This is a genomic window from Streptomyces sp. NPDC107546, assembly GCF_055639175.1.
In genome coordinates, this window is record NZ_JBVKBA010000065.1 from 1 (window position 1) to 16,757 (window position 16,757).

The window sequence follows — 16,757 nt, forward strand, 5'->3', positions numbered from 1 at the left end:
TTCTGGTCCCGCTCCTACTTCGCGGGTTCCTGCGGTGGTGCACCGCTGACCGTCATCCGGCAGTACATCGAGGGCCAGAAGCGGCCCGTCTGACCCTCACCACCAAGGCGGAGCGCACTCCGGCACTGCGCGCCTCCGGGCCGAGGATGCGTTTCCCTCCCCGGCTGAAGCCGGGGATACCCACGCAAAATCAACGGATGGGACTCGGGTCGGACGTCAGCCGCTTTGGAGGTTCCACGGCTGCGTTAGCAGCGTCAGCTGGCTTTTTCCAGTCGGCCAGCGATCCTCCGACGCGCGTGAGCAACGCCGCTACTGAGCTTGAATGGGTGATGTCGGTTTCGTGCGACTGCGCGCTTCGCATGGTGAGCTTGTGCTTGGGGCGAAAGTCGCTTGTGGTGCTGCCGTGCCGCGTATCTCGGTGGCGACCGGGCGTCGGCGCTGCCAGAGTTCCGCTGTGCTGAGTGAAGATGTGCTCGCAGTCCTGCACCTGCTGGAGACCGCGGCGCGACGGCGTGGGTGGACGGCGTTGGGGCGTGGATGCACTGGTCGGTGGGACCACCCGAACCCACTCTGATCTCGACCTGGTCATCTTGCTGAACGAACTCCCTGTGGCGCTGACGAACCTGGCCAGGGCCGGTTTCACCAAAATGTTGCGAGACTGGCTTCCCACCGCGCTGGCCGTCGCGGATGGAGCCCGCCGGGAGATCGACCTGCACCCCATCACCGGGTCGCGCCATGAAGGGAGATACCAGCTTCTCCCCGGCGGTGAGCGGTTCCACTATCCGGCGCCGACAACCAGGACCATCGGCGGACACGAGGTCTGGTGTGTCGACGCTGCCATGCAGGTGCAGTGCCACGTCGGTTACGAGGCCACCGAAAAGGACCGCCGTGACATGGCACGCTTGCACGCCAGCACGGGAGTTGCGCTCCCCAACGAGTACACGGGCCTGCCGCCTGTCCAGTGAGTGCTTCAGCCGAGCTCATCAACTCGCGGGCTCGTTCGCCTCTGGTCGTAGATCAGTTCTCCAGGACCAAGCCAGTGCGGGTGAGGCGTGGCGTTAGGCGGGCTGCGGGGCGGGTGATGCCGGAGCGGCCGCGGCTTTGCGGGTCTCGCGCATTATCAGCAGGCCGTTGACCACCATCAGTGTCGCGGTCAGGCCGTGGACGCCGAGCGCGGTGGCCACGGAGCCGTGGTGGGCCAGCACGGTGGTCATGTCGCCGTACGCGGCCAGAGCCTCCACCAGCAGCACCCAGCCCAGCGCCCGGCGGTGGCCCGTCACCAGCAGGATGCCCAGGACCAGGGCCAGGACGACGTCGCGGATTCCCTTGATGATCAGGAAGCCGTCGCCGTCGCCGGACGGCCAGTTCGGCAGGCCGAAGCTCGGCGCCGTCGTCTCCGGGCTCAGGATGAACTCCATCCCGAACCAGAGGATGAAGAGGATGAAGGCGGCGGCCAGGACGGTGTTGATCTTCTTCAGCGACATTGTTCTTCTCCTTGCGAGTCTTCGCCGGCTTGGTGAGCTTCGTGGAGCTACCTGAGTCGTGTGGCCTGATCAGCCGCGCGCGGACGCGGCTGATCGAGGGGCGTAGCTTGTCGGGATCGCAGCTGCGGGATCTGAGCGGCAGCTGCATTCCCGAATGTCGGGATTTCGGTGGCCGGCTGCCGCCCGGGGAGTGGGGATTGTGCGCCACCGGCGCGGCGTCGGCCCGCGGGGTCAGAAATCCGAAGCCTTCTCGGGCTCACCCCGACGGGGCGAAAGCCGTCGATATACAGGGCGAACCAGCGCATGTCGGGGCAGCGGTGTTATCAGACGAGGGCGGAGACGAGCAGGGCGAAGGCGGCGACGATGACGGCGACGCGGACGTAGTGCCAGCGCTCCCAGCGGTTCAGCTGCTCCTTCCAGTCCGCGGGCCGGTTCTCGGGGGTCCAGGTCTTGTTTCGGTTGTTGATCGGGACAAGCAGCAGCATCGACATGACCACGCTGACGATCAGCAGTCCGGCGGCGGTGACGACGAGTCCGGCGCCGTGGTGGTGCCATCCGGCGACGACCCAGATCGCGCTGAGGACGAGCGAGCCGATGTACCAGAACGGCATCAGGGCGCCGAGCATCCGGCCGCCGTGGGCGTGGCCGAGCTGGCCGCTGTCCTCGGGAAGCGCGTCCAGGATCCGGTTCATGATGAAGGCGACGGAGAACTCCACCCCCACCATCAGGCCGACGACGACGGTGGTGACGACCTCGAGTGCGTTGAGCATGACGATCCCTCCGTGAACTAGCGCTGCTAGCTGATGAGGCGACGCTAGCACTGCTGTCGCTCGATTGTCTAGCAGTGCTAGAATCCAGTCATGTCGGTACAGGAACGCAAGCAACGCGAACGGGCGGAGCGCGAGCGCCTCATCGTGGCCACGGCCCGCGAACTCGCCGAGCAGCAGGGCTGGGACGCAGTCACCACCCGCCGGCTCGCCGAGCGCATCGAATACAGTCAGCCCGTCCTCTACAGCCACTTCCGCGGCAAACGCGAGATCATCGGCGCTGTCGCCCTCGAGGGCGCCGCCGAGATGGCCGTGGCGGTGCGGGCCGCGACCTCCGCCGCGAACAGCCCGCGCGAGCGGGTCGCCGCCCTGGCCCGCGCCTACCTCGACTTCGCCGAGCGCAACCCGGCGGTCTACGACGCCTTGTTCCAGCTCGACGGCGGCCTGGCGTACGCGCAGGAAGACACCCCGGAGCCGCTGAAGGACGCCTTCGCCGCGCTGATGGAGAGCCTGGGCGAGGTCGCCGGGGACGGCGTCGAGCCGGGGCTGTTCACCGAGGTGTTCTGGGCGGCCCTGCACGGACTGGCGACCCTGACCCGGGCGGGACGGCTGCCGCCGGAGTACGCCGAGCAGAGGGTGGAACTCCTGGTGGACCGACTCGCTGTGCTCTGACACACCATCCCGGCGGGCACGCGGCCGGGGCCTTCGGACCCCGCCGCTGCCTGCCTACACCGAGCCTGTTCGGTTCAGCCGAGATGGCCGCCGCCCTGTAAGCCCCAGGCCAGTGCGGAGTCAGGGCAAGCGCGCTACAACACGTCGAGCAGGGCGTTGTCCTCCCACTGGTCGACCACTTCGAGGTAGCCGGCGAGCACCTGGAGTGCGGGACCCATCCGCCCTGCTTGGCGATGACGATCTGGTCGTGGCCCTTCATAGGTGAGGACGTGGCGAGGCCGCAGCGGGGGCTGTGTCCGGTGAAGCGGCTCTCGATCCCGGCGCGGTCGCCGGCGCGGGTGACGACGTCGCCGACGGACTCAGGCTGCAGCCCGCCCTTCACGATGGTGCGCCAGCGGTTGTGCAGGCGGCGCCATACGTACCCGTCGGGGTCGTTCAGGCCGGCGGCCTCCTTCCCTGCCTGGCAGGCAGGGAAGGAGGCCGCCGATCGAGGGCCGCGAGCCGTAGGGGACCGGCACGATGCGGGGCCGGACCTTGGAGACGCGCAGGTCGGCCTGGATGCCACCCGGGGTCTCGGCGAAGTCGCGGACGCGGGTGAAGGCCAGTTCGTGCTCGCGGCCGGCGACGGCGAATTGCATCAGGACCAGGGTGCGGTCGCGCATGCCCGTGAGGTTGTCCGGGAGGCAGGCGGCGCTGTTTCGGGCGAGGTGGTCAACCAGCAGCGGCGGCGCCTGGCCCCGGCCGCGGATCTCCCCCTTCTCTTCAGTCTCCTTCACCAGCTGCTTGAGCCGGTTGCGGGCGAGCCGGGCGATGCCGTCCTCCAATTTCATGCCGTGCTCGGCGCGCGCGGGGACGACGGTGCCGGCGATGCGGCGGTCGATCGTCGACGGGGCGGTGGAAGTGCCCTTTCTTCCATCCCGGCTGGGTCCACAACCACTCCACGAACATCACCAGGGTGCCGGGGGTGACGGCGACCAGCGGGACGCCGCCCACACAGCTCCGGGGTGAGACGGCCGAGATCGGCTGTCGGCCCCTTCTGTCGGCATGCTGCCGTGACAAACATACGTGATCAACGTCCTGCCGAAGCCACTCTCGCCTTCCTGCGCTCGGCGTTCCCGCCGGAATGGCGCGAGCCGGCGCTCGGACATGAAGCTGCCGCGGAGTGGGAGCAGAAGAACCGGGTGGGCATCCCCGAGCCGTACAGGACCTTCATAGCGGACATCAGTAACGGGTCCAGCCTCGGCCCCGCTGGCGACGGCGGTCTTCAACCGCTCGGCTGGCTCCCCGACACGTGGCCCGACCTCGGCCCGCGACAGCCAGGGGAACCGTTCCCCCTGGAGGCAGCTTGGGCCTGGGAAGACGATGAGAGTGTCGAACCCGAGGACCCGCGGATCGACGCCGTATTCAACAAGGGGTCCATCGTCCTTGGGTCCGAGGACGGGCAGTCCTTCTGGCTCCTGCTCACCACCGGCCCCCGTCGCGGTGAGGTGTGGATCGTCGCCGACGTCGGCGCCATCCCGACGCCCGGCGAGCAGGCATGGGGGTTCGAGGAGTGGGTGCGGCGCTGGCACACGGGCAACGACTGGTGGGACTGAACGCTCAGTCCTGCGCAGTCGCAGGCCGCAGACCGTTCGAATGCCTCCCGGATTGTGGCGGCCGCCGACGGGAGGCAGGGTGGTGTCGAGACCGTTTGGGCGAGGCAGAAGGCACACGACCTGTCACGGATGCGGGCTGTGGCTTGTCCTCATCGCGAAGCGAGTTGTGCGAGCCGGGAACCGGCGAACTTGGTCACCGCCGAACGAGTGGGTCGGTACACGGTCCGGAATGCGGTAGCCGACGCGAGATCGCCCATTCCGGGCAGGCTTACGGAGGTGTGGTGCATGTCCGCGAAGAACCCGGAGCAGGGGATCGCCCACGAGGTCTCGTTGCCGCCCGAAGTCGAGTTGCTGCAGGAAGTCACTCCGCCCTTCTTTCCCGAAGGTGGTTCCGGAATGACCATCCTCGTCGAGTGGCCTCCCGGTCACCCAGGGCTCCCCCCGCATCGCCACTCGGGCCCGTCGTTCGGCTACGTGATGGAGGGCGCGCTCCGGTTCGAGCTCGAGGGTGAGCCAGAGCGTGTGGTCGAGGCCGGTGGGACGTTCTGGGAGCCCGGCGGTGACGTGATCCACTACCAGGACGGCAACGCCCTGTCGGACGCACCGACCAAGTTCGTGGTGACCATGGTGTGCGCGCCGGGTCAGCCGATGCTCACGCTGGTCGACGAGGAGGAGCTGAAGGAACGAGCGCACCTGCGCGCCCCGCGTCCCTCCGAGGGCTGACCCGCGAGATCGACAAGAGTGCGGAGTTCGGAACACCGGTCCACGTGCCGCGCTTTGCAGCAACCCATCATCGTCATCGATCCTGCCTGATGCGGCACTAGCTCGCCGTCGGGATCGGCCGGGGCGGCCTGCCGGTGGCGCGAGCACAGGCGACGGATGTTGCGGCCGACCCGGGCGGAGGCGGCCGACCAGTCGAGGTCAGCGCCGACGTCGAACAGGTTGTCCATCAGCTCCTGCGCTTACGGGGTCAGCTCCTTCAGCAGCGCGTTGGCAGCGTCGACGTCCAGACAGGGCAGCTCCTCCACGCCCGGGTGTGCCGCTCGCCTACTGGCTCGCCTGTCACACCGAAGGTGGCCTGGACCTCACTGGTGGTCAGACCCTTCGCGGCCAGCGAGATCACCATCTCGTCCACACCGGTCAGACGCTTCTGCCGCTTCTTGACGATCTTCGGCTCGAAGGAGCCGTCCCGGCCGCGGGGCACGACTATCTCCACTGGCCCCACATCGGTCACCACGGTCTTGGAACGTCTGCCGTTGCGCAAGCTACTACCGCGCCGGCCTCGTGCTTTCGGCTACGTTCTCACTGGTCATCGATGCATCTTCCATGATCGGGAGTTACACCGAACGATTTATAATCCCCACCGTCGTCAGTGACCGCCGTCACGGCTTTCGAGGCGGAAGTCGAACGGCACCGTTCCCGGGTCGAGTGCGGTGATCCCGCCGTCCACGGTGAGCACCGCACCGTTGACGAAGGACGCGGCGGGCGACAGCAACCAGTTGATCGCCTCGGCGACCTCGGACGGGTCGCCCGGACGCCCAGTGGGCACCAGTTTCGTGGCCTCTTGGTACGCCTCCTCGACCCCGCCGCCCAGTCCCGACTCCTCCGCGAACCGGGCCATGCGCCGGTCGGCCATCTCAGTACGCACCCAGGTGGGGCACACGGTGTTGGCCCGCAGCCCCTGGCTCCCGTAGTCGACAGCCACCGAACGGCACAGCTGCAGGAGGGCGGCCTTGGAGGTGGCGTAAGCGGCGTTGCCCTTCCCGTTGCGCAGCGCGGATACGGAGGAGACCGCGACGACCGAGCCACGGGCCTTCAACAGGTGCGACAGAGCGGCGCGTAGCATCAGGAACGGGCCGGTCAGGTTGGTGCGGATCACCTCGTCCCAGGTCTCGTCCGAGAGGTCTCCCACTGCTCCGCCGCGTCCGATGCCCGCGTTGAGGACCAGCCCGTCGAGCCTGCCGTAGTGGGAGACCGTGGTTTCGACCAAGTCCTGGACGGCGGTCGGGTCGGCGAGGTCGGCGGGGTACGCCAGAGCGCCGGTCTCGTCGGCCAACTGCCGTAGCGGCTCAGGCCGCCGCCCACCGATGACGACATGGTGGCCTTCGGCCCGCAGCAACCGGGCAGTCGCCGCACCGATGCCGGACCCACCGCCCGTGACGACGACAACTCGTGCTTTCGACATAGTCGTTGGGTCTCCTCACTTGCTGGCGATCAGGCTGTGTGCTCCTACGCAGAGTGGCTCGGCTGCGACGCGGAATCCAGTTGATCACCGCGGCGTGCGGCGCGTGGCATGAACCATATGTTGCCGCCGTAGTAGGTGCTCGTAGACGTCGTAACGGCCACCGGTGATGAAGATCACCTTGCGGTGCGGCGGCCTATCGGCGGGCATCCAGCACCTGCACCGAGCGCCCATGACGCACAGACGGCGGGGACGAGAACGGCGGCGTGCACCCCGTTCATGAAGGCGTTGCCGCTGCGCTCGACGGCGGCCCTCGGCTGTGCGGGCTGTCGCCGCCACCGGGAACACGCCGATCGCGGCGTGCGGGCCATGGCCGTACCGGGCGGCGAGAACAAATCGACTACGCGCCATCCGGCTGTCGAGCAGAGCCTTGGCGACGCTTTCACAGTGCGTGGAATTCGCCACATTTACTCCCTTCAATACAGGTGAATGGCATAAAAATGGTTCTTCAGCCAATAACAGCCCTCTGGTATTCAGCTCCAGGGATGCAACGACCAGTGGCATGGGAGAAGCGCTTGATCACGGTAGGTAAGCGACACACCGGGCTGATGGCTACGGCCGGCGTATTCGGCGGTGTACTCGCACTCACGGCCACCGCCGGCACCAGTAACGCTGCCACCAGCGTCAGCACCACAGGGAATCACCCGAAACCGCAGACTCGGGTAGATCAGGCGGGCGCCCAGGATGCTTCCGACGCCCGAATAGAGATCACGCCCGGGCAAGGTGCCTACAACATCGGAATCAACGACCCCGTCAAAGTCACTGTCAGCAACGGCATGCTGACCAAGGTGACCATGACCGCCGTCGCGACCGGTGCCGAGATCCAGGGCACCCTGTCCGCGGACGGTACCTCGTGGAAGCCGAACGGCCGGCTGGAGCGGGCCACCAGGTATCAGATCGCCGCAGAGGCCGAGGACGCCGGGGGCCGCTCCACCACCGGGAACGCCACGATCACCACGGTCTCCCCGGCCAACGACTTCATCGGGCACCTCTCCCCCGAGGACGGCTCGACCGTCGGCGTGGGCATGCCGGTGGTGGTCAACTTCGACAAGGCGGTCAGCGACAAGGCCGCCGTGGAGTCGGAGATTCAGGTCAGCGCCGGCAGCGGGCAGCGGGTCGTCGGTCACTGGTTCAACGGCAACCGCTTGGACTTCCGCCCCCAGCACTACTGGAAGCCCGGCTCCACCGTCACCGTCAAGCTCACCCTCCACGGTGTCCGGAAGACGGTCACGTTCAAGATCGGCCGGAGCCAGATCAGCACCGTCGACGCCAGGACGAAGCAGATGACCGTCGTACGGGACGGCAGGACGATCAAGACCATCCCGATCTCGTCCGGGAGCCCCGAGCATCCGACGTACAACGGCCGGATGGTCATCTCCGAGAAGTTCAGGCAGATCCATATGAACGGTGCGACCGTCGGTCTCATGAAGGACGGCAAGCCCGCCTACGACCTCAAGGCCGTACCGCATGCCATGCGCCTGACCGACTCGGGCACGTTCGTCCACGGCAACTACTGGGGTGCCGACTCGGTCTTCGGCAAGGTCAATACCAGCCACGGCTGCGTGGGCCTGAAGGATGTCATGGGTGGCGGCGACGGCAAGCAACCCGCTGCGTGGTTCTTCGACAACTCGATGATCGGTGACGTCGTGATCGTCAAGAACTCCGAGGGCAAGACCCTGTTGGCCCCGGACAACGGCCTCAGCGACTGGAACATGCCGTGGAGCGAGTGGGTCGCGGGCAGCACGGCCCCCTGACACCCCGCCACTCTCCGTCCTCGCCCCGGCGAGACCCCGTGACAACACCGGCACCGCGCTCGGCGTCGACCGAGCTCTCTCACGCCACTCGCCTCATCCGCCGTAGACGCTCGCGCAGGGGCGAGGCGGCCGGGTCTCACCGCCCCGGCGGGTCGTTCCCGGGCTCGCGCCCGGGAACGACCCGCCGTCGTGAGTGCCTGCGGTGCCCTTTACCGGCCGAAGCCGTAGGCGAACAGGTGGTCAGTGCCCGTGGCGCCCGTCACCGGCAGGGTGATCGACGCCACCGGTTTGGATGCGTCGAGCGGGACCTTCGTGGCGAAGACGTAAGTTTTGACGTTGTCCTTGCCTCCGCTTCCGGTGTTCCGGTAGGCCGTCATGTCATCCGCGAGCGGCTTGCTCGTCCCGGCGTTGAGCGTCCAGTCCGAGAAGCCGACCGTCGCCTGGGAGGTGGTGCCCTCGGTGTACGTGACGGTCACTGTGTCCGAGACCCCGCTGCCGTCGGTCGGCGCGTTGGTCGCAGTGCCCAGCAGGCCCAGCGACGCCCCGGACGTGCCGGCCAGCATCGGAATGGTCTGGCCGGCCATGTCCAGGTTGTCCGGCTGACCGGACGTCACGGTCGGCCATATGTCACCTACAGCTCAGGGCGAGGTTGTGCAGGCGGGCGATGCCGAGCAGGGCCTGGTGCACGCTGTCGCCCTCCTTGGTCAGCCCCGAGAACGGCTCGATCCCCTTCGGATCATCCGCTGAGATCACCCCACCCATGCCCGACCAAGGCTCCGACCGCCCCAACCGTTACGGGACAAGGCCCGCGGACACTTCCCGAACGAGCAGGCCGCCCTGAAGTGCGTCTTCGTGGCCATCATGTCGCTCGATCCCACCGGCAAGGGCCAGGCCCGCTGGACCATGCGCTGGAAGACCGCGCTGAACACCTTCCACATCACCTTCGACGGCCGACTCTCAGCGGCCCGCCAGTGACCAACCACCCTGATTACACCGTTCGTTGGCCCTGTCTCACATCCGGTGGTGACGCTTCGTGTGGACAGTGACGGCCCGTGATACCAGCAGGCCAGGGGATCTGCAGGGACATTCCGGGTAGGCGGTCTCGGTCGACCTCGGGCAGTTTCCAGGGCCAAGTGCGCCTTCCGTACGGCGGGCCGTGACGGGCCCGCCGGCCAGCTACGACGGCGACGATGGGCACTCCGAGGCCACGACAGTCTCGACAGTGACACAACGTCGCCACCGGATGTGAGACAGAGCCGTTCGTTTGACAGACCCGTTACCGGGTGGGGTCGGAGCCGTGCATGCGGCCGCGTCAAGGGCCCGGACTGGGGAGGCGAGGGTGTCAAGTGGCGGAGGTCTACGGGGTCTCCTGATCGTGCTGGTAGGCAGCGAGGAGGAAGAGCCAGATCTCGCTGACGGTGGGGAAGCAGGCGATCGCGTGCCTGAGCCGTTTGAGCGGGACCTCACCCGCGACCGCGATGGTGGCCGAGTGCAGGAGCTCGCTCACGCCGGGGCCGACGAAGGTCACTCCGAGAAGGACTTCCCGGTCGACGTCGACGACCAGCCGGGCGTGGCCCTGGTAGCCGTCGGCGTAGAGGTTGGCGCCCTGGGCAGCGTTGAAGTCGAGGTCGACGATCTTGATGCGGTACCCGGCGCGCTCCGCCTGTTCGGCGCTCAGGCCCACCGCGGCCGCCTCGGGGTCGCTGAAGAAGACCTGGGGTACGGCGTGGTGGTCAGCGGTGGTGGCGTGGTCGCCCCAGGGCGTGTCGTCCAGCGGGCGGCCGGCGGCGCGGGCGCCGATGGCGTCGCCTGCGGTCCGGGCTTGGTACTTGCCCTGGTGAGTGAGCAGGGCACGATGGTTGACGTCGCCGAGGGCGTACAGCCAGTCGCCGTCGACCCCCTGTACCAGGCAGGTGGTGTCCACATCGAGCCAGGAGCCGGGGGTGAGGCCGACCGTGTCCAGGCCGACGTCGTCGGTGGCAGGGGTGCGGCCGGTGGCGCACAAGACCTCGTCGGCCTCCAGCTCGCCGCCGTCGTCGAGGGTGAGGGTGACCGGTCCCTCCGGGTCCGGGCGGCGTAGGGCGGTCACCTGCACGCCGATCCGCACATCCGCGCCCGACTCTCTCAATCCCTGAGCGACCAGTTCGCCGGCGAAGGGTTCCATGCGGCGGATCAGGCGGTGCCGGGCGAGCAGGGTGACCTGGGAGCCGAGGCCCTGCCAGAGGGTGGCCATCTCGATGCCGACTCCGCCGCCGCCGATGATGGCGAGGCGAGTGGGCACGGTGCTGGATTCGGTGCCCTGCCGGCTCGTCCAGGGACGGGCCTCGGCGATGCCCGGGATGTCGGGCAACGCCGGTCGGCTGCCGGTGGCGATGGCCACCGCGTGCCGGGCCGTGAGGGTCTGCCGGGCGCCGTCGTTATGGGTGACGCTGACGCGTCGGGGCCCGTCGAGACGGCCGTGGCCACGGACGAGGTCGGCTCCGATGGACTTGAGGAACAGAGCCTGTCTGGTGTCGTCCCAGTCGGAGACAGAGCGGTTGCGACGGGTGAAGACGCCATCGGCGTCGACCTGACCGGTGACAGCCTGCCGGGCACCGTCCACGCGCCGCGCGTCGGCGAGCGCGATGACCGGCCGCAGCAGCGCCTTACTGGGTACGCACGCCCAGTACGCGCAGTCACCGCCGACCAGTTCCCGTTCCACGACCGCTACGGAGAGGCCGGCGGCACGGGCGCGGTCGGCGACGTTCGCACCGGCCGGGCCTGCGCCCAGCACGACCACGTCGTAGTGCACTCCTGTCCGGGTTGCGTGCGATTCGCTCATGTTCTTCTCGCATTCCTGGGAGTGCCTGACGACGGTCGAGGCGGTGGTGATGCTGCCCGTCGGGCCTGGTGGGTCGGGCCTGGGCGGGGGCTCCCCGACCAGGCCAGGGCGCGTTGGTCAGGCGTCGGTGTGCGGGGTGACGACCGGCCATTCGATGTCGGTATCGGCGAGGACGTTGAGGTAGTTCGTGAGGATGTCCAACGCCAGATTGCCCGCGACCTCGGCGATCTCGGCGTCGGTGACGCCCACGGCCCGGGCAGCCCTGAGCTGCGTCTCACCGATGTGGCCGCGGGCAATGGCGTGGGACAGGTCCGACACTGCGGCGGCGTGCGGGTCGGCGAACTCCGCGTGGCGGGCACACTCCGGTCCAGCGGCGCTCGGCGACGCGCGCCCCTATGTACGTGTGGGCGGAGGGGCAACAGGTGCAATTGTTGTACTCCGCGGTGGCGATCGCCAGCCGTTCCCCGACCGGGGCCGGGATCAGGGTCCCCGATCCGCCGCGAGGGCAGCATCCTCGCGGCGATCACCCACGAGCAGCCGGACATCATCACCAAGACCGGCGGCCGGCCCGTCTGCCCATGGCCGAGCGGGATGTCCGCCTGGGAGAACCGCAGGTCACACCGGGCCGGCTCGCCCGGCCGATACGTCGTCCGAGACACCGGGTCCACCGCCAAACACGCCGGTCCGAACTCACGCACAGCGCGTTCCTTGAAGATCCTCCTCCCCCGCTGCCCGCCGATCCGCTCCACAATCACCGTCGCCGGCATCGTCGGCGTCTCCCGCAAAAACTTGCGGATCTGCACCCTGACCGCGTCCACCGCCGAGCCCTTCAGCGGACGCTCGTACTTCGGCGGCCGGCCGGCGCAGACCACGGTCTGCGGCCGGTCCTGCGGGACAGGTGGTCCGATGTCGCATCAATCGTATGCCACACCGTAGTTGGCGGCCCACTCATGCTTCAGGTCGTCTTCGTTCGCGTGCCCGAACGTGTACGCGGGAGAGTCCACCCGCAGCGCCCGGTCCACCCTGATCAGTACGGCCTCATGACACGGGTAGATGGGATCGCCGTGGGTGTTCAGCACCCACTGGCGGGACCAGTCGTACACCGGGTCGCCTTCCCCGCGGATCTCGGCTGTTCCCTTGAAGCGGTACCCCCGCCGGAGCAGGAAGTCGATCACGTTGACCTCAACCCGCGGATTGTGCCGCAGGTTCTCCACCGTATTGGGCGAGGCCATGTTCATGAATACCAGGTGATCGTCGTCGTAGACTCGCACGGACCCCTTCGGGGAGAGGTTCGGAGAGCCGTCCTCGCAGACCGTCGCAACGAACGCCAGCTTGGCGCTGGTGACGATCTGCCGCATGTCCTCAGTGATTATTCCCATCGCTCCTCAACCTTTCCTGCCACGGCTGCGTGCCCGGCCCTCCTGGGCCGTCACGACGCATTGTTTTTCGAGTGCGCGGCGCAGCGGGCCGATGGCCTGGTCCGCCGAAGCCCCGGCCGCTCGTTCTGCGCTGTTGCGCGGGCTTCCCGATCGCGTTGGACGCCCCTTGCCCGCCGACACCCCGGTCAGTGATCACATCCGCGGGGACGGCCGTTCCGGGGACCGTGTCCGGGAGTCCGACCGGCGGTCGGCCCCCCCAACGGTGCCACCGTGAACCGGCCCGACCGCCTGATGCGCGCCGCGCCTGGTGGGTACGGCCGCGCACGCGGCCGTACCGTGTCCGGCGGGGTGCCGTGAGTCGGTGTCAGGCCCGGGCGACACCCCGTCATGGACGTGCTCAGGTGAGCACGATCTTCTTGCCGCCTGCCTGCCCGGCGGACACCCGGGCGAAAGCGGCCGGCCCCTCATTCAAAGGGAGCGCTTCCACGTTCTGCTTCAGCTTTCCCTCCACGACCGCCTCCGCCAGATGGGCAAGCTGAGCGGCATCAGGCCGGACGTAGAGGTCCGTGCTGCTGATACCACGCTCTCCCGCTGGCGCGTCCGAGGTCAGCGACACCAGACGCCCATCGTCGCGCACCAGCGATAGCGCGGCCTGCGCCGTACCACCAGCGGCGATCAGCACACCATCGAACCCACCACGAACCCGACCCGCCCAATCCGAGTCGTGGTAGTCGACAACCTCCAACGCGCCCAGACCACGCAGGCGCTCAGCAGCCGAAGCGGACGCCGTCACCGTCACCTCGATCCCCCGAGCAGCAGCAATCTGCAACGCCAGCACACCGGTCGCCCCACCACCATTGGTGATCAGGAGCCGCTGCCCCCGGCTGAGCCCCAGCGCCTCCAGCGACTGGTACGCCGTGAGCCCGGCAACCGGCAGCGCCCCTGCCTGCACCGGATCCAGCCCCGCCGGGCAGATCGCAGCACTGGCCGCAGTGATCAGCACCCGCTCAGCCCAGAAGCCACTGCCACCGGGCAACGGGGCCTCATGCGCAAGCACCCGGTCACCGACAGCGAAGCCTTCGACATCAGGACCCACAGCCACAACCCGGCCCACGCCCTCTACACCGAGCGCCGCCGGCGGACGCAGCCCCACATCCCAGCCCGCACCGTTCAGCAACCGATCCCACGGACCGACACCGGCCGCCTCCACCTCCAGCAGAAGCTGACCAGCACCAGGAGCCGGCGGCTCAGGCACCTCCAGGAGGACGACGTCCGCATCGGGTCCGGACACTCCGCTAGCCTTCATGGTTATCCCTTCACTCGGTCCGGCCGACGGTAGGTACAGGCCGGCCGCCATATCTTCAGTCTGGGGTTTCCGCGCTCAACTGGGCATACCGACCGAGCTGGCGGAGGGGATGTCGATGTCGGTCTGGTTGACGTTGTTGAGAAAATTGGTCAGCAGGGCCTGCACTGCGACCGTGACGATCGCCAAGATCTGCGGGTCGGTGTAACCGGCGCCGCGCACAGCCGCGAGGTCTGCGTCGCTGACTCGCCCGCGGCTCTCGACCACCCGTTGAGCGAAGCGAGCGACTGCGGCGCGCTTGGGGTCCACCGAGCTCCCGGCGCGAGCCAGGTCGATGTCGTCGCTCGACATTCCGCTGAGTTCGGACGACACGTACGTGTGAATCGCCAGGCAGTAAGCGCAACCGTTGGCCTCCGAGACCGCCAGCGCGATGGTGTGCCGCGTCTTCGCGTCCAGAACGCGACTCATGGTGCTCTGCAGCGTCACGACGGCGTCGAGAACGGTCGGGTTCGACGCGATGGTCTTGAACATGTTCGGGACGAAGCCGAGCTGTGCGCCAATGTTGTCGAGGATGCCTTGCGCTCCCGCGGGGACATCGTCGGAAGAGGGAACGTTCAGTCGTGACATAGCGAATCAACCTCCGGTAGGCGTGCAAGTAGTCGCCGAGCCCAGGTCAGGCCGAGCATTTTTTGGGCTTGGCAGCCCACTTCTCAGAGCTAACACCGCCCAAGACTGGGCTGTCAAGCCCACCCTGCGGTATCGTGCGACGCATGGAAGCCACGACACGAGCTCGGGCGCCTCGCAAGCTCACGGACAAGGGCCAGGCGACGCGCACCCGGATCCTGGAGCATGCCGCGGAACTCATCTACACGAAGGGTGTCCACGCGACGAACAACGAGCAGCTCCGTCGCGCAGCCGGCGTCAGCGGGTCACAGCTCAACCACTACTTCCCGACCAAGGAAAGTCTCGTCCTGGCAGTCATCGCATGGCAGGCCGATCGCGTCCTCGCATTCCATCGCGATGAGCGATTCTCCTCCTTCGACGATCTCGACGCATTTCGGGAGTGGGCGGATTTCTACGTCGGCTACGAGCGCGCCTACCAGGAAGGCTGCAGCCTCGGCTCCCTCGCGAGCGAGATCATCAAGACTGACCTTGACGTTCACGATGAGCTCGCGAGTGCGTTCGATCGGTGGCGGGACATCTTCCGCGACGGGCTGCAGCACATGCAGCAACTCGGCCGCATCAGCACTGACGCGGATCCGACGCAGCTGGCCAATCTGCTTCTCTCCGCATTCCAGGGCGGCAGCCTCCTCGCTCAGGTCGCTCGGGACATCACCCCGCTAAAGGACGCGTTGCAAGCAGCCATCGATTACTTGCAGACCTTCGTGAGGTCTCCCGAAGTCGACGTACTGCAGCTTCGCTAGTGCCGCATCAGGCAACGTTCGCCCTGTCGACCACCTCGCGTAGGCGTTCGTCGGCGACATGCTTGTTCCGCCAGATGATGTAGCGACGGATCATGCTGCCCTGCTCCTTGTGGTTGGCGTGGTCCGTCCTTTCCAGTGCGATCTAGCGCAGGGCGGTGAACTGGGCCTCGATGCGGTTGAGCCAGGAGCTGTTGGTCGGGGTGTAGGCGAACTCGACGTTGTTGGCGACGGCCCAGTCGCCGACCCGGGTGTCCTTCTTCGTGGTCAGGTGCGGGGAGGAGTTCTCGAGCACGATCGCGATCCGGATCTGCGGCGGGTAGAGGCTGCGCAGGTAGCGGCAGAACTCCAGGAACCTCGTCCGGTTCTTCCTCGGCTTGATGTGGCCGTAGAGCTTGTCCTTGGCCAGGTCGTAGGTGGCGAACAGGTGCCTGATCCCGTGCGGGCGGGTGTAGGTCGCCCGCCTGCGGGGGCGGGGTTGCCGGTCGGGTTCCTTGTGCCGTCCGCTGCGTTCGGTCCACTGCCGTCCCGGGGTGGGGCTAGAGGTTGAGCGGGCCGAACTCGTCCAGGCGTAAGACCACTTCGGGTTCGCCGTCCTCCGGTATGACCTCGCCGTCGGCGATCGCGTAGAGGTGCTTGACGCGGGCCTTCTTGGCGACGTAGTCGGGGTCGCGGGAGGTCTTCCAGGTCTCGACGCCTACAGCAGCGGCATCCACGTGGACGCCCTGTCACCCGGCGTCCCACTCAACGTCGACCTGGACACCACACTGACCGTCGTCGCCGGGAACCCCTGCCCGATGCTCGCCCGTAAACTGCCCCGCTGCGAGACCGCCACACCCGACAACATCTGGCGACACTTCCTCGACGCCACCGGAACCCTGCATGTCGGCGAGCACACCGTGACCAGCGTTCTCAACCTGCGCACCCACCACTCCGCTCTGATCGAGCAGGCTTTCCCCGACCTGGAGATCCCCGTCCCCTGGTGGAACGACCGAACCCTGCGCTTCCGCTTCCCCCCACGCTGAACCGGGCAGAGCAGACCTCAATCAAATTTCCGCACCGGGAATCGAGGCTGACCCGCTTCCGAGCGTGGCGTCCCGAACATGCGACGTGGCGCTTCGCGGTGCAACCCGTCTAACAGGCGGCGCCCAGGGGCCCGCCTGGCCGTTCGGCGCTAAGACGCCGTTTCTTATGGTGCGTCTGAACACGCGCGCTGGAGGACAGCGAAGGCCCTGCCGAGGGAGTCAGCAGGGAACAGTCGCAGGACGGTGGCCCGGTTCGGCGTCGTGATGACGTAGTGCCGCGCCAGGTAGGAGAGA

The 16,757-nt window shown here is 67.7% G+C and carries 19 protein-coding genes and 3 pseudogenes; 9 read left to right on the forward strand and 13 right to left on the reverse strand.

What is annotated here, in order from left to right; all coding sequences use genetic code 11:
- Window positions 1–93, forward strand: a 93-nt coding sequence (locus ACZ7L1_RS38360) for a transposase (RefSeq protein ID WP_471444256.1), incomplete at its 5' end; no start/stop codon positions are given.
- A gap of 440 nt (window positions 94–533) precedes the next feature.
- Window positions 534–965, forward strand: a complete 432-nt coding sequence (locus tag ACZ7L1_RS38365; RefSeq protein WP_471444222.1) for a nucleotidyltransferase domain-containing protein — start codon at window positions 534–536, stop codon at window positions 963–965.
- Window positions 966–1,058: 93 nt separating this feature from the next.
- On the opposite strand, the gene ACZ7L1_RS38370 is transcribed toward ACZ7L1_RS38365, so the two are convergent.
- Both ACZ7L1_RS38370 and ACZ7L1_RS38375 read right to left on the reverse strand, forming a co-directional pair.
- Entirely contained in the window at window positions 1,059–1,484 is a 426-nt protein-coding gene (locus ACZ7L1_RS38370) for a DUF4267 domain-containing protein (RefSeq protein ID WP_471444223.1), read from the reverse strand.
- Between the two features lie 323 nt (window positions 1,485–1,807).
- Window positions 1,808–2,254: an anthrone oxygenase family protein gene (locus ACZ7L1_RS38375; protein WP_471444224.1), complete on the reverse strand. Its 447-nt coding sequence runs from the start codon at window positions 2,252–2,254 to the stop codon at window positions 1,808–1,810.
- 90 nt (window positions 2,255–2,344) lie between these two features.
- Between ACZ7L1_RS38375 and ACZ7L1_RS38380 the strand changes: the two genes are divergently transcribed.
- A complete protein-coding gene (locus tag ACZ7L1_RS38380) occupies window positions 2,345–2,923 on the forward strand; it encodes a TetR/AcrR family transcriptional regulator (protein ID WP_471444226.1) in 579 nt (192 codons plus the stop codon).
- Window positions 2,924–3,282: 359 nt separating this feature from the next.
- On the opposite strand, the gene ACZ7L1_RS38385 is transcribed toward ACZ7L1_RS38380, so the two are convergent.
- Window positions 3,283–3,747 carry a site-specific integrase gene (locus ACZ7L1_RS38385; protein WP_471444228.1) on the reverse strand — a complete coding sequence of 155 codons (465 nt, stop codon included), beginning with the start codon at window positions 3,745–3,747 and terminating at the stop codon, window positions 3,283–3,285.
- A gap of 228 nt (window positions 3,748–3,975) precedes the next feature.
- Between ACZ7L1_RS38385 and ACZ7L1_RS38390 the strand changes: the two genes are divergently transcribed.
- Together ACZ7L1_RS38390 and ACZ7L1_RS38395 are read left to right on the forward strand one after the other, a co-directional pair.
- A complete protein-coding gene (locus ACZ7L1_RS38390; protein WP_471444230.1) occupies window positions 3,976–4,518 on the forward strand; it encodes an SMI1/KNR4 family protein in 543 nt (180 codons plus the stop codon).
- A gap of 285 nt (window positions 4,519–4,803) precedes the next feature.
- Complete coding sequence (locus ACZ7L1_RS38395; RefSeq protein WP_471444232.1) at window positions 4,804–5,241, forward strand: cupin domain-containing protein; 438 nt, start codon at window positions 4,804–4,806, stop codon at window positions 5,239–5,241.
- Window positions 5,242–5,587: 346 nt separating this feature from the next.
- Here the strand turns inward: ACZ7L1_RS38395 and ACZ7L1_RS38400 are convergent.
- Both ACZ7L1_RS38400 and ACZ7L1_RS38405 read right to left on the reverse strand, forming a co-directional pair.
- Window positions 5,588–5,806: pseudogene (locus ACZ7L1_RS38400) on the reverse strand (transposase); the annotation flags it as partial.
- 81 nt (window positions 5,807–5,887) lie between these two features.
- On the reverse strand, window positions 5,888–6,703 hold the full coding sequence (locus ACZ7L1_RS38405) for an SDR family NAD(P)-dependent oxidoreductase (protein ID WP_471444234.1): 816 nt from the start codon (window positions 6,701–6,703) through the stop codon (window positions 5,888–5,890).
- 605 nt (window positions 6,704–7,308) lie between these two features.
- Between ACZ7L1_RS38405 and ACZ7L1_RS38410 the strand changes: the two genes are divergently transcribed.
- Entirely contained in the window at window positions 7,309–8,514 is a 1,206-nt protein-coding gene (locus ACZ7L1_RS38410; RefSeq protein ID WP_471444236.1) for a L,D-transpeptidase, read from the forward strand.
- Between the two features lie 209 nt (window positions 8,515–8,723).
- Here ACZ7L1_RS38410 and ACZ7L1_RS38415 read toward each other — a convergent pair whose 3' ends face one another.
- Both ACZ7L1_RS38415 and ACZ7L1_RS38420 read right to left on the reverse strand, forming a co-directional pair.
- On the reverse strand, window positions 8,724–9,128 hold the full coding sequence (locus ACZ7L1_RS38415) for a hypothetical protein (protein WP_471444238.1): 405 nt from the start codon (window positions 9,126–9,128) through the stop codon (window positions 8,724–8,726).
- 13 nt (window positions 9,129–9,141) lie between these two features.
- On the reverse strand, window positions 9,142–9,276 hold the full coding sequence (locus tag ACZ7L1_RS38420) for a hypothetical protein (protein ID WP_471444240.1): 135 nt from the start codon (window positions 9,274–9,276) through the stop codon (window positions 9,142–9,144).
- A 39-nt stretch (window positions 9,277–9,315) separates the two neighbouring features.
- On the opposite strand from ACZ7L1_RS38420, the pseudogene ACZ7L1_RS38425 reads away from it, so the two are divergent.
- A pseudogene (locus ACZ7L1_RS38425) lies at window positions 9,316–9,489 on the forward strand (IS256 family transposase); the annotation flags it as partial.
- Window positions 9,490–9,871: 382 nt separating this feature from the next.
- On the opposite strand, the gene ACZ7L1_RS38430 reads toward ACZ7L1_RS38425, so the two are convergent.
- From ACZ7L1_RS38430 to ACZ7L1_RS38450, 5 genes are all read right to left on the reverse strand, one after another.
- Window positions 9,872–11,335: a dihydrolipoyl dehydrogenase family protein gene (locus ACZ7L1_RS38430; protein ID WP_471444242.1), complete on the reverse strand. Its 1,464-nt coding sequence runs from the start codon at window positions 11,333–11,335 to the stop codon at window positions 9,872–9,874.
- 117 nt (window positions 11,336–11,452) lie between these two features.
- On the reverse strand, window positions 11,453–11,653 hold the full coding sequence (locus ACZ7L1_RS38435; RefSeq protein ID WP_471444244.1) for a carboxymuconolactone decarboxylase family protein: 201 nt from the start codon (window positions 11,651–11,653) through the stop codon (window positions 11,453–11,455).
- 596 nt (window positions 11,654–12,249) lie between these two features.
- Entirely contained in the window at window positions 12,250–12,693 is a 444-nt protein-coding gene (locus tag ACZ7L1_RS38440; RefSeq protein ID WP_471444246.1) for a pyridoxamine 5'-phosphate oxidase family protein, read from the reverse strand.
- 418 nt (window positions 12,694–13,111) lie between these two features.
- Window positions 13,112–14,005 (reverse strand): NADP-dependent oxidoreductase, encoded by an 894-nt coding sequence (locus ACZ7L1_RS38445; protein WP_471444248.1) that lies wholly within the window; start codon window positions 14,003–14,005, stop codon window positions 13,112–13,114.
- A gap of 90 nt (window positions 14,006–14,095) precedes the next feature.
- Complete coding sequence (locus tag ACZ7L1_RS38450) at window positions 14,096–14,644, reverse strand: carboxymuconolactone decarboxylase family protein (RefSeq protein ID WP_471444250.1); 549 nt, start codon at window positions 14,642–14,644, stop codon at window positions 14,096–14,098.
- 143 nt (window positions 14,645–14,787) lie between these two features.
- On the opposite strand from ACZ7L1_RS38450, the gene ACZ7L1_RS38455 reads away from it, so the two are divergent.
- Entirely contained in the window at window positions 14,788–15,441 is a 654-nt protein-coding gene (locus ACZ7L1_RS38455; RefSeq protein WP_471444252.1) for a TetR/AcrR family transcriptional regulator, read from the forward strand.
- Between the two features lie 7 nt (window positions 15,442–15,448).
- Here ACZ7L1_RS38455 and ACZ7L1_RS38460 read toward each other — a convergent pair.
- Window positions 15,449–16,133, reverse strand: a pseudogene (locus ACZ7L1_RS38460) (transposase); the annotation flags it as partial.
- Window positions 16,134–16,154: 21 nt separating this feature from the next.
- Here ACZ7L1_RS38460 and ACZ7L1_RS38465 point away from each other — a divergent pair.
- Window positions 16,155–16,463 carry a hypothetical protein gene (locus tag ACZ7L1_RS38465; RefSeq protein WP_471444254.1) on the forward strand — a complete coding sequence of 103 codons (309 nt, stop codon included), beginning with the start codon at window positions 16,155–16,157 and terminating at the stop codon, window positions 16,461–16,463.
- Window positions 16,464–16,757 lie beyond the last annotated feature (294 nt).

Excerpts from the sequence above, each read along its gene's own strand:
- ACZ7L1_RS38440 (WP_471444246.1), bottom strand. The coding sequence starts at position 12,693 with ATGCGGCAGATCGTCACCAGCGCCAAGCTGGCGTTCGTTGCGACGGTC.
- ACZ7L1_RS38430 (WP_471444242.1), bottom strand. The coding sequence starts at position 11,335 with ATGAGCGAATCGCACGCAACCCGGACAGGAGTGCACTACGACGTGGTC.
- ACZ7L1_RS38370 (WP_471444223.1), bottom strand. The coding sequence starts at position 1,484 with ATGTCGCTGAAGAAGATCAACACCGTCCTGGCCGCCGCCTTCATCCTC.
- ACZ7L1_RS38450 (WP_471444250.1), bottom strand. The coding sequence starts at position 14,644 with ATGTCACGACTGAACGTTCCCTCTTCCGACGATGTCCCCGCGGGAGCG.
- ACZ7L1_RS38380 (WP_471444226.1), top strand. The coding sequence starts at position 2,345 with ATGTCGGTACAGGAACGCAAGCAACGCGAACGGGCGGAGCGCGAGCGC.
- ACZ7L1_RS38405 (WP_471444234.1), bottom strand. The coding sequence starts at position 6,703 with ATGTCGAAAGCACGAGTTGTCGTCGTCACGGGCGGTGGGTCCGGCATC.
- ACZ7L1_RS38455 (WP_471444252.1), top strand. The coding sequence starts at position 14,788 with ATGGAAGCCACGACACGAGCTCGGGCGCCTCGCAAGCTCACGGACAAG.
- ACZ7L1_RS38410 (WP_471444236.1), top strand. The coding sequence starts at position 7,309 with ATGGCTACGGCCGGCGTATTCGGCGGTGTACTCGCACTCACGGCCACC.
- ACZ7L1_RS38375 (WP_471444224.1), bottom strand. The coding sequence starts at position 2,254 with ATGCTCAACGCACTCGAGGTCGTCACCACCGTCGTCGTCGGCCTGATG.
- ACZ7L1_RS38395 (WP_471444232.1), top strand. The coding sequence starts at position 4,804 with ATGTCCGCGAAGAACCCGGAGCAGGGGATCGCCCACGAGGTCTCGTTG.
- ACZ7L1_RS38420 (WP_471444240.1), bottom strand. The coding sequence starts at position 9,276 with ATGGGTGGGGTGATCTCAGCGGATGATCCGAAGGGGATCGAGCCGTTC.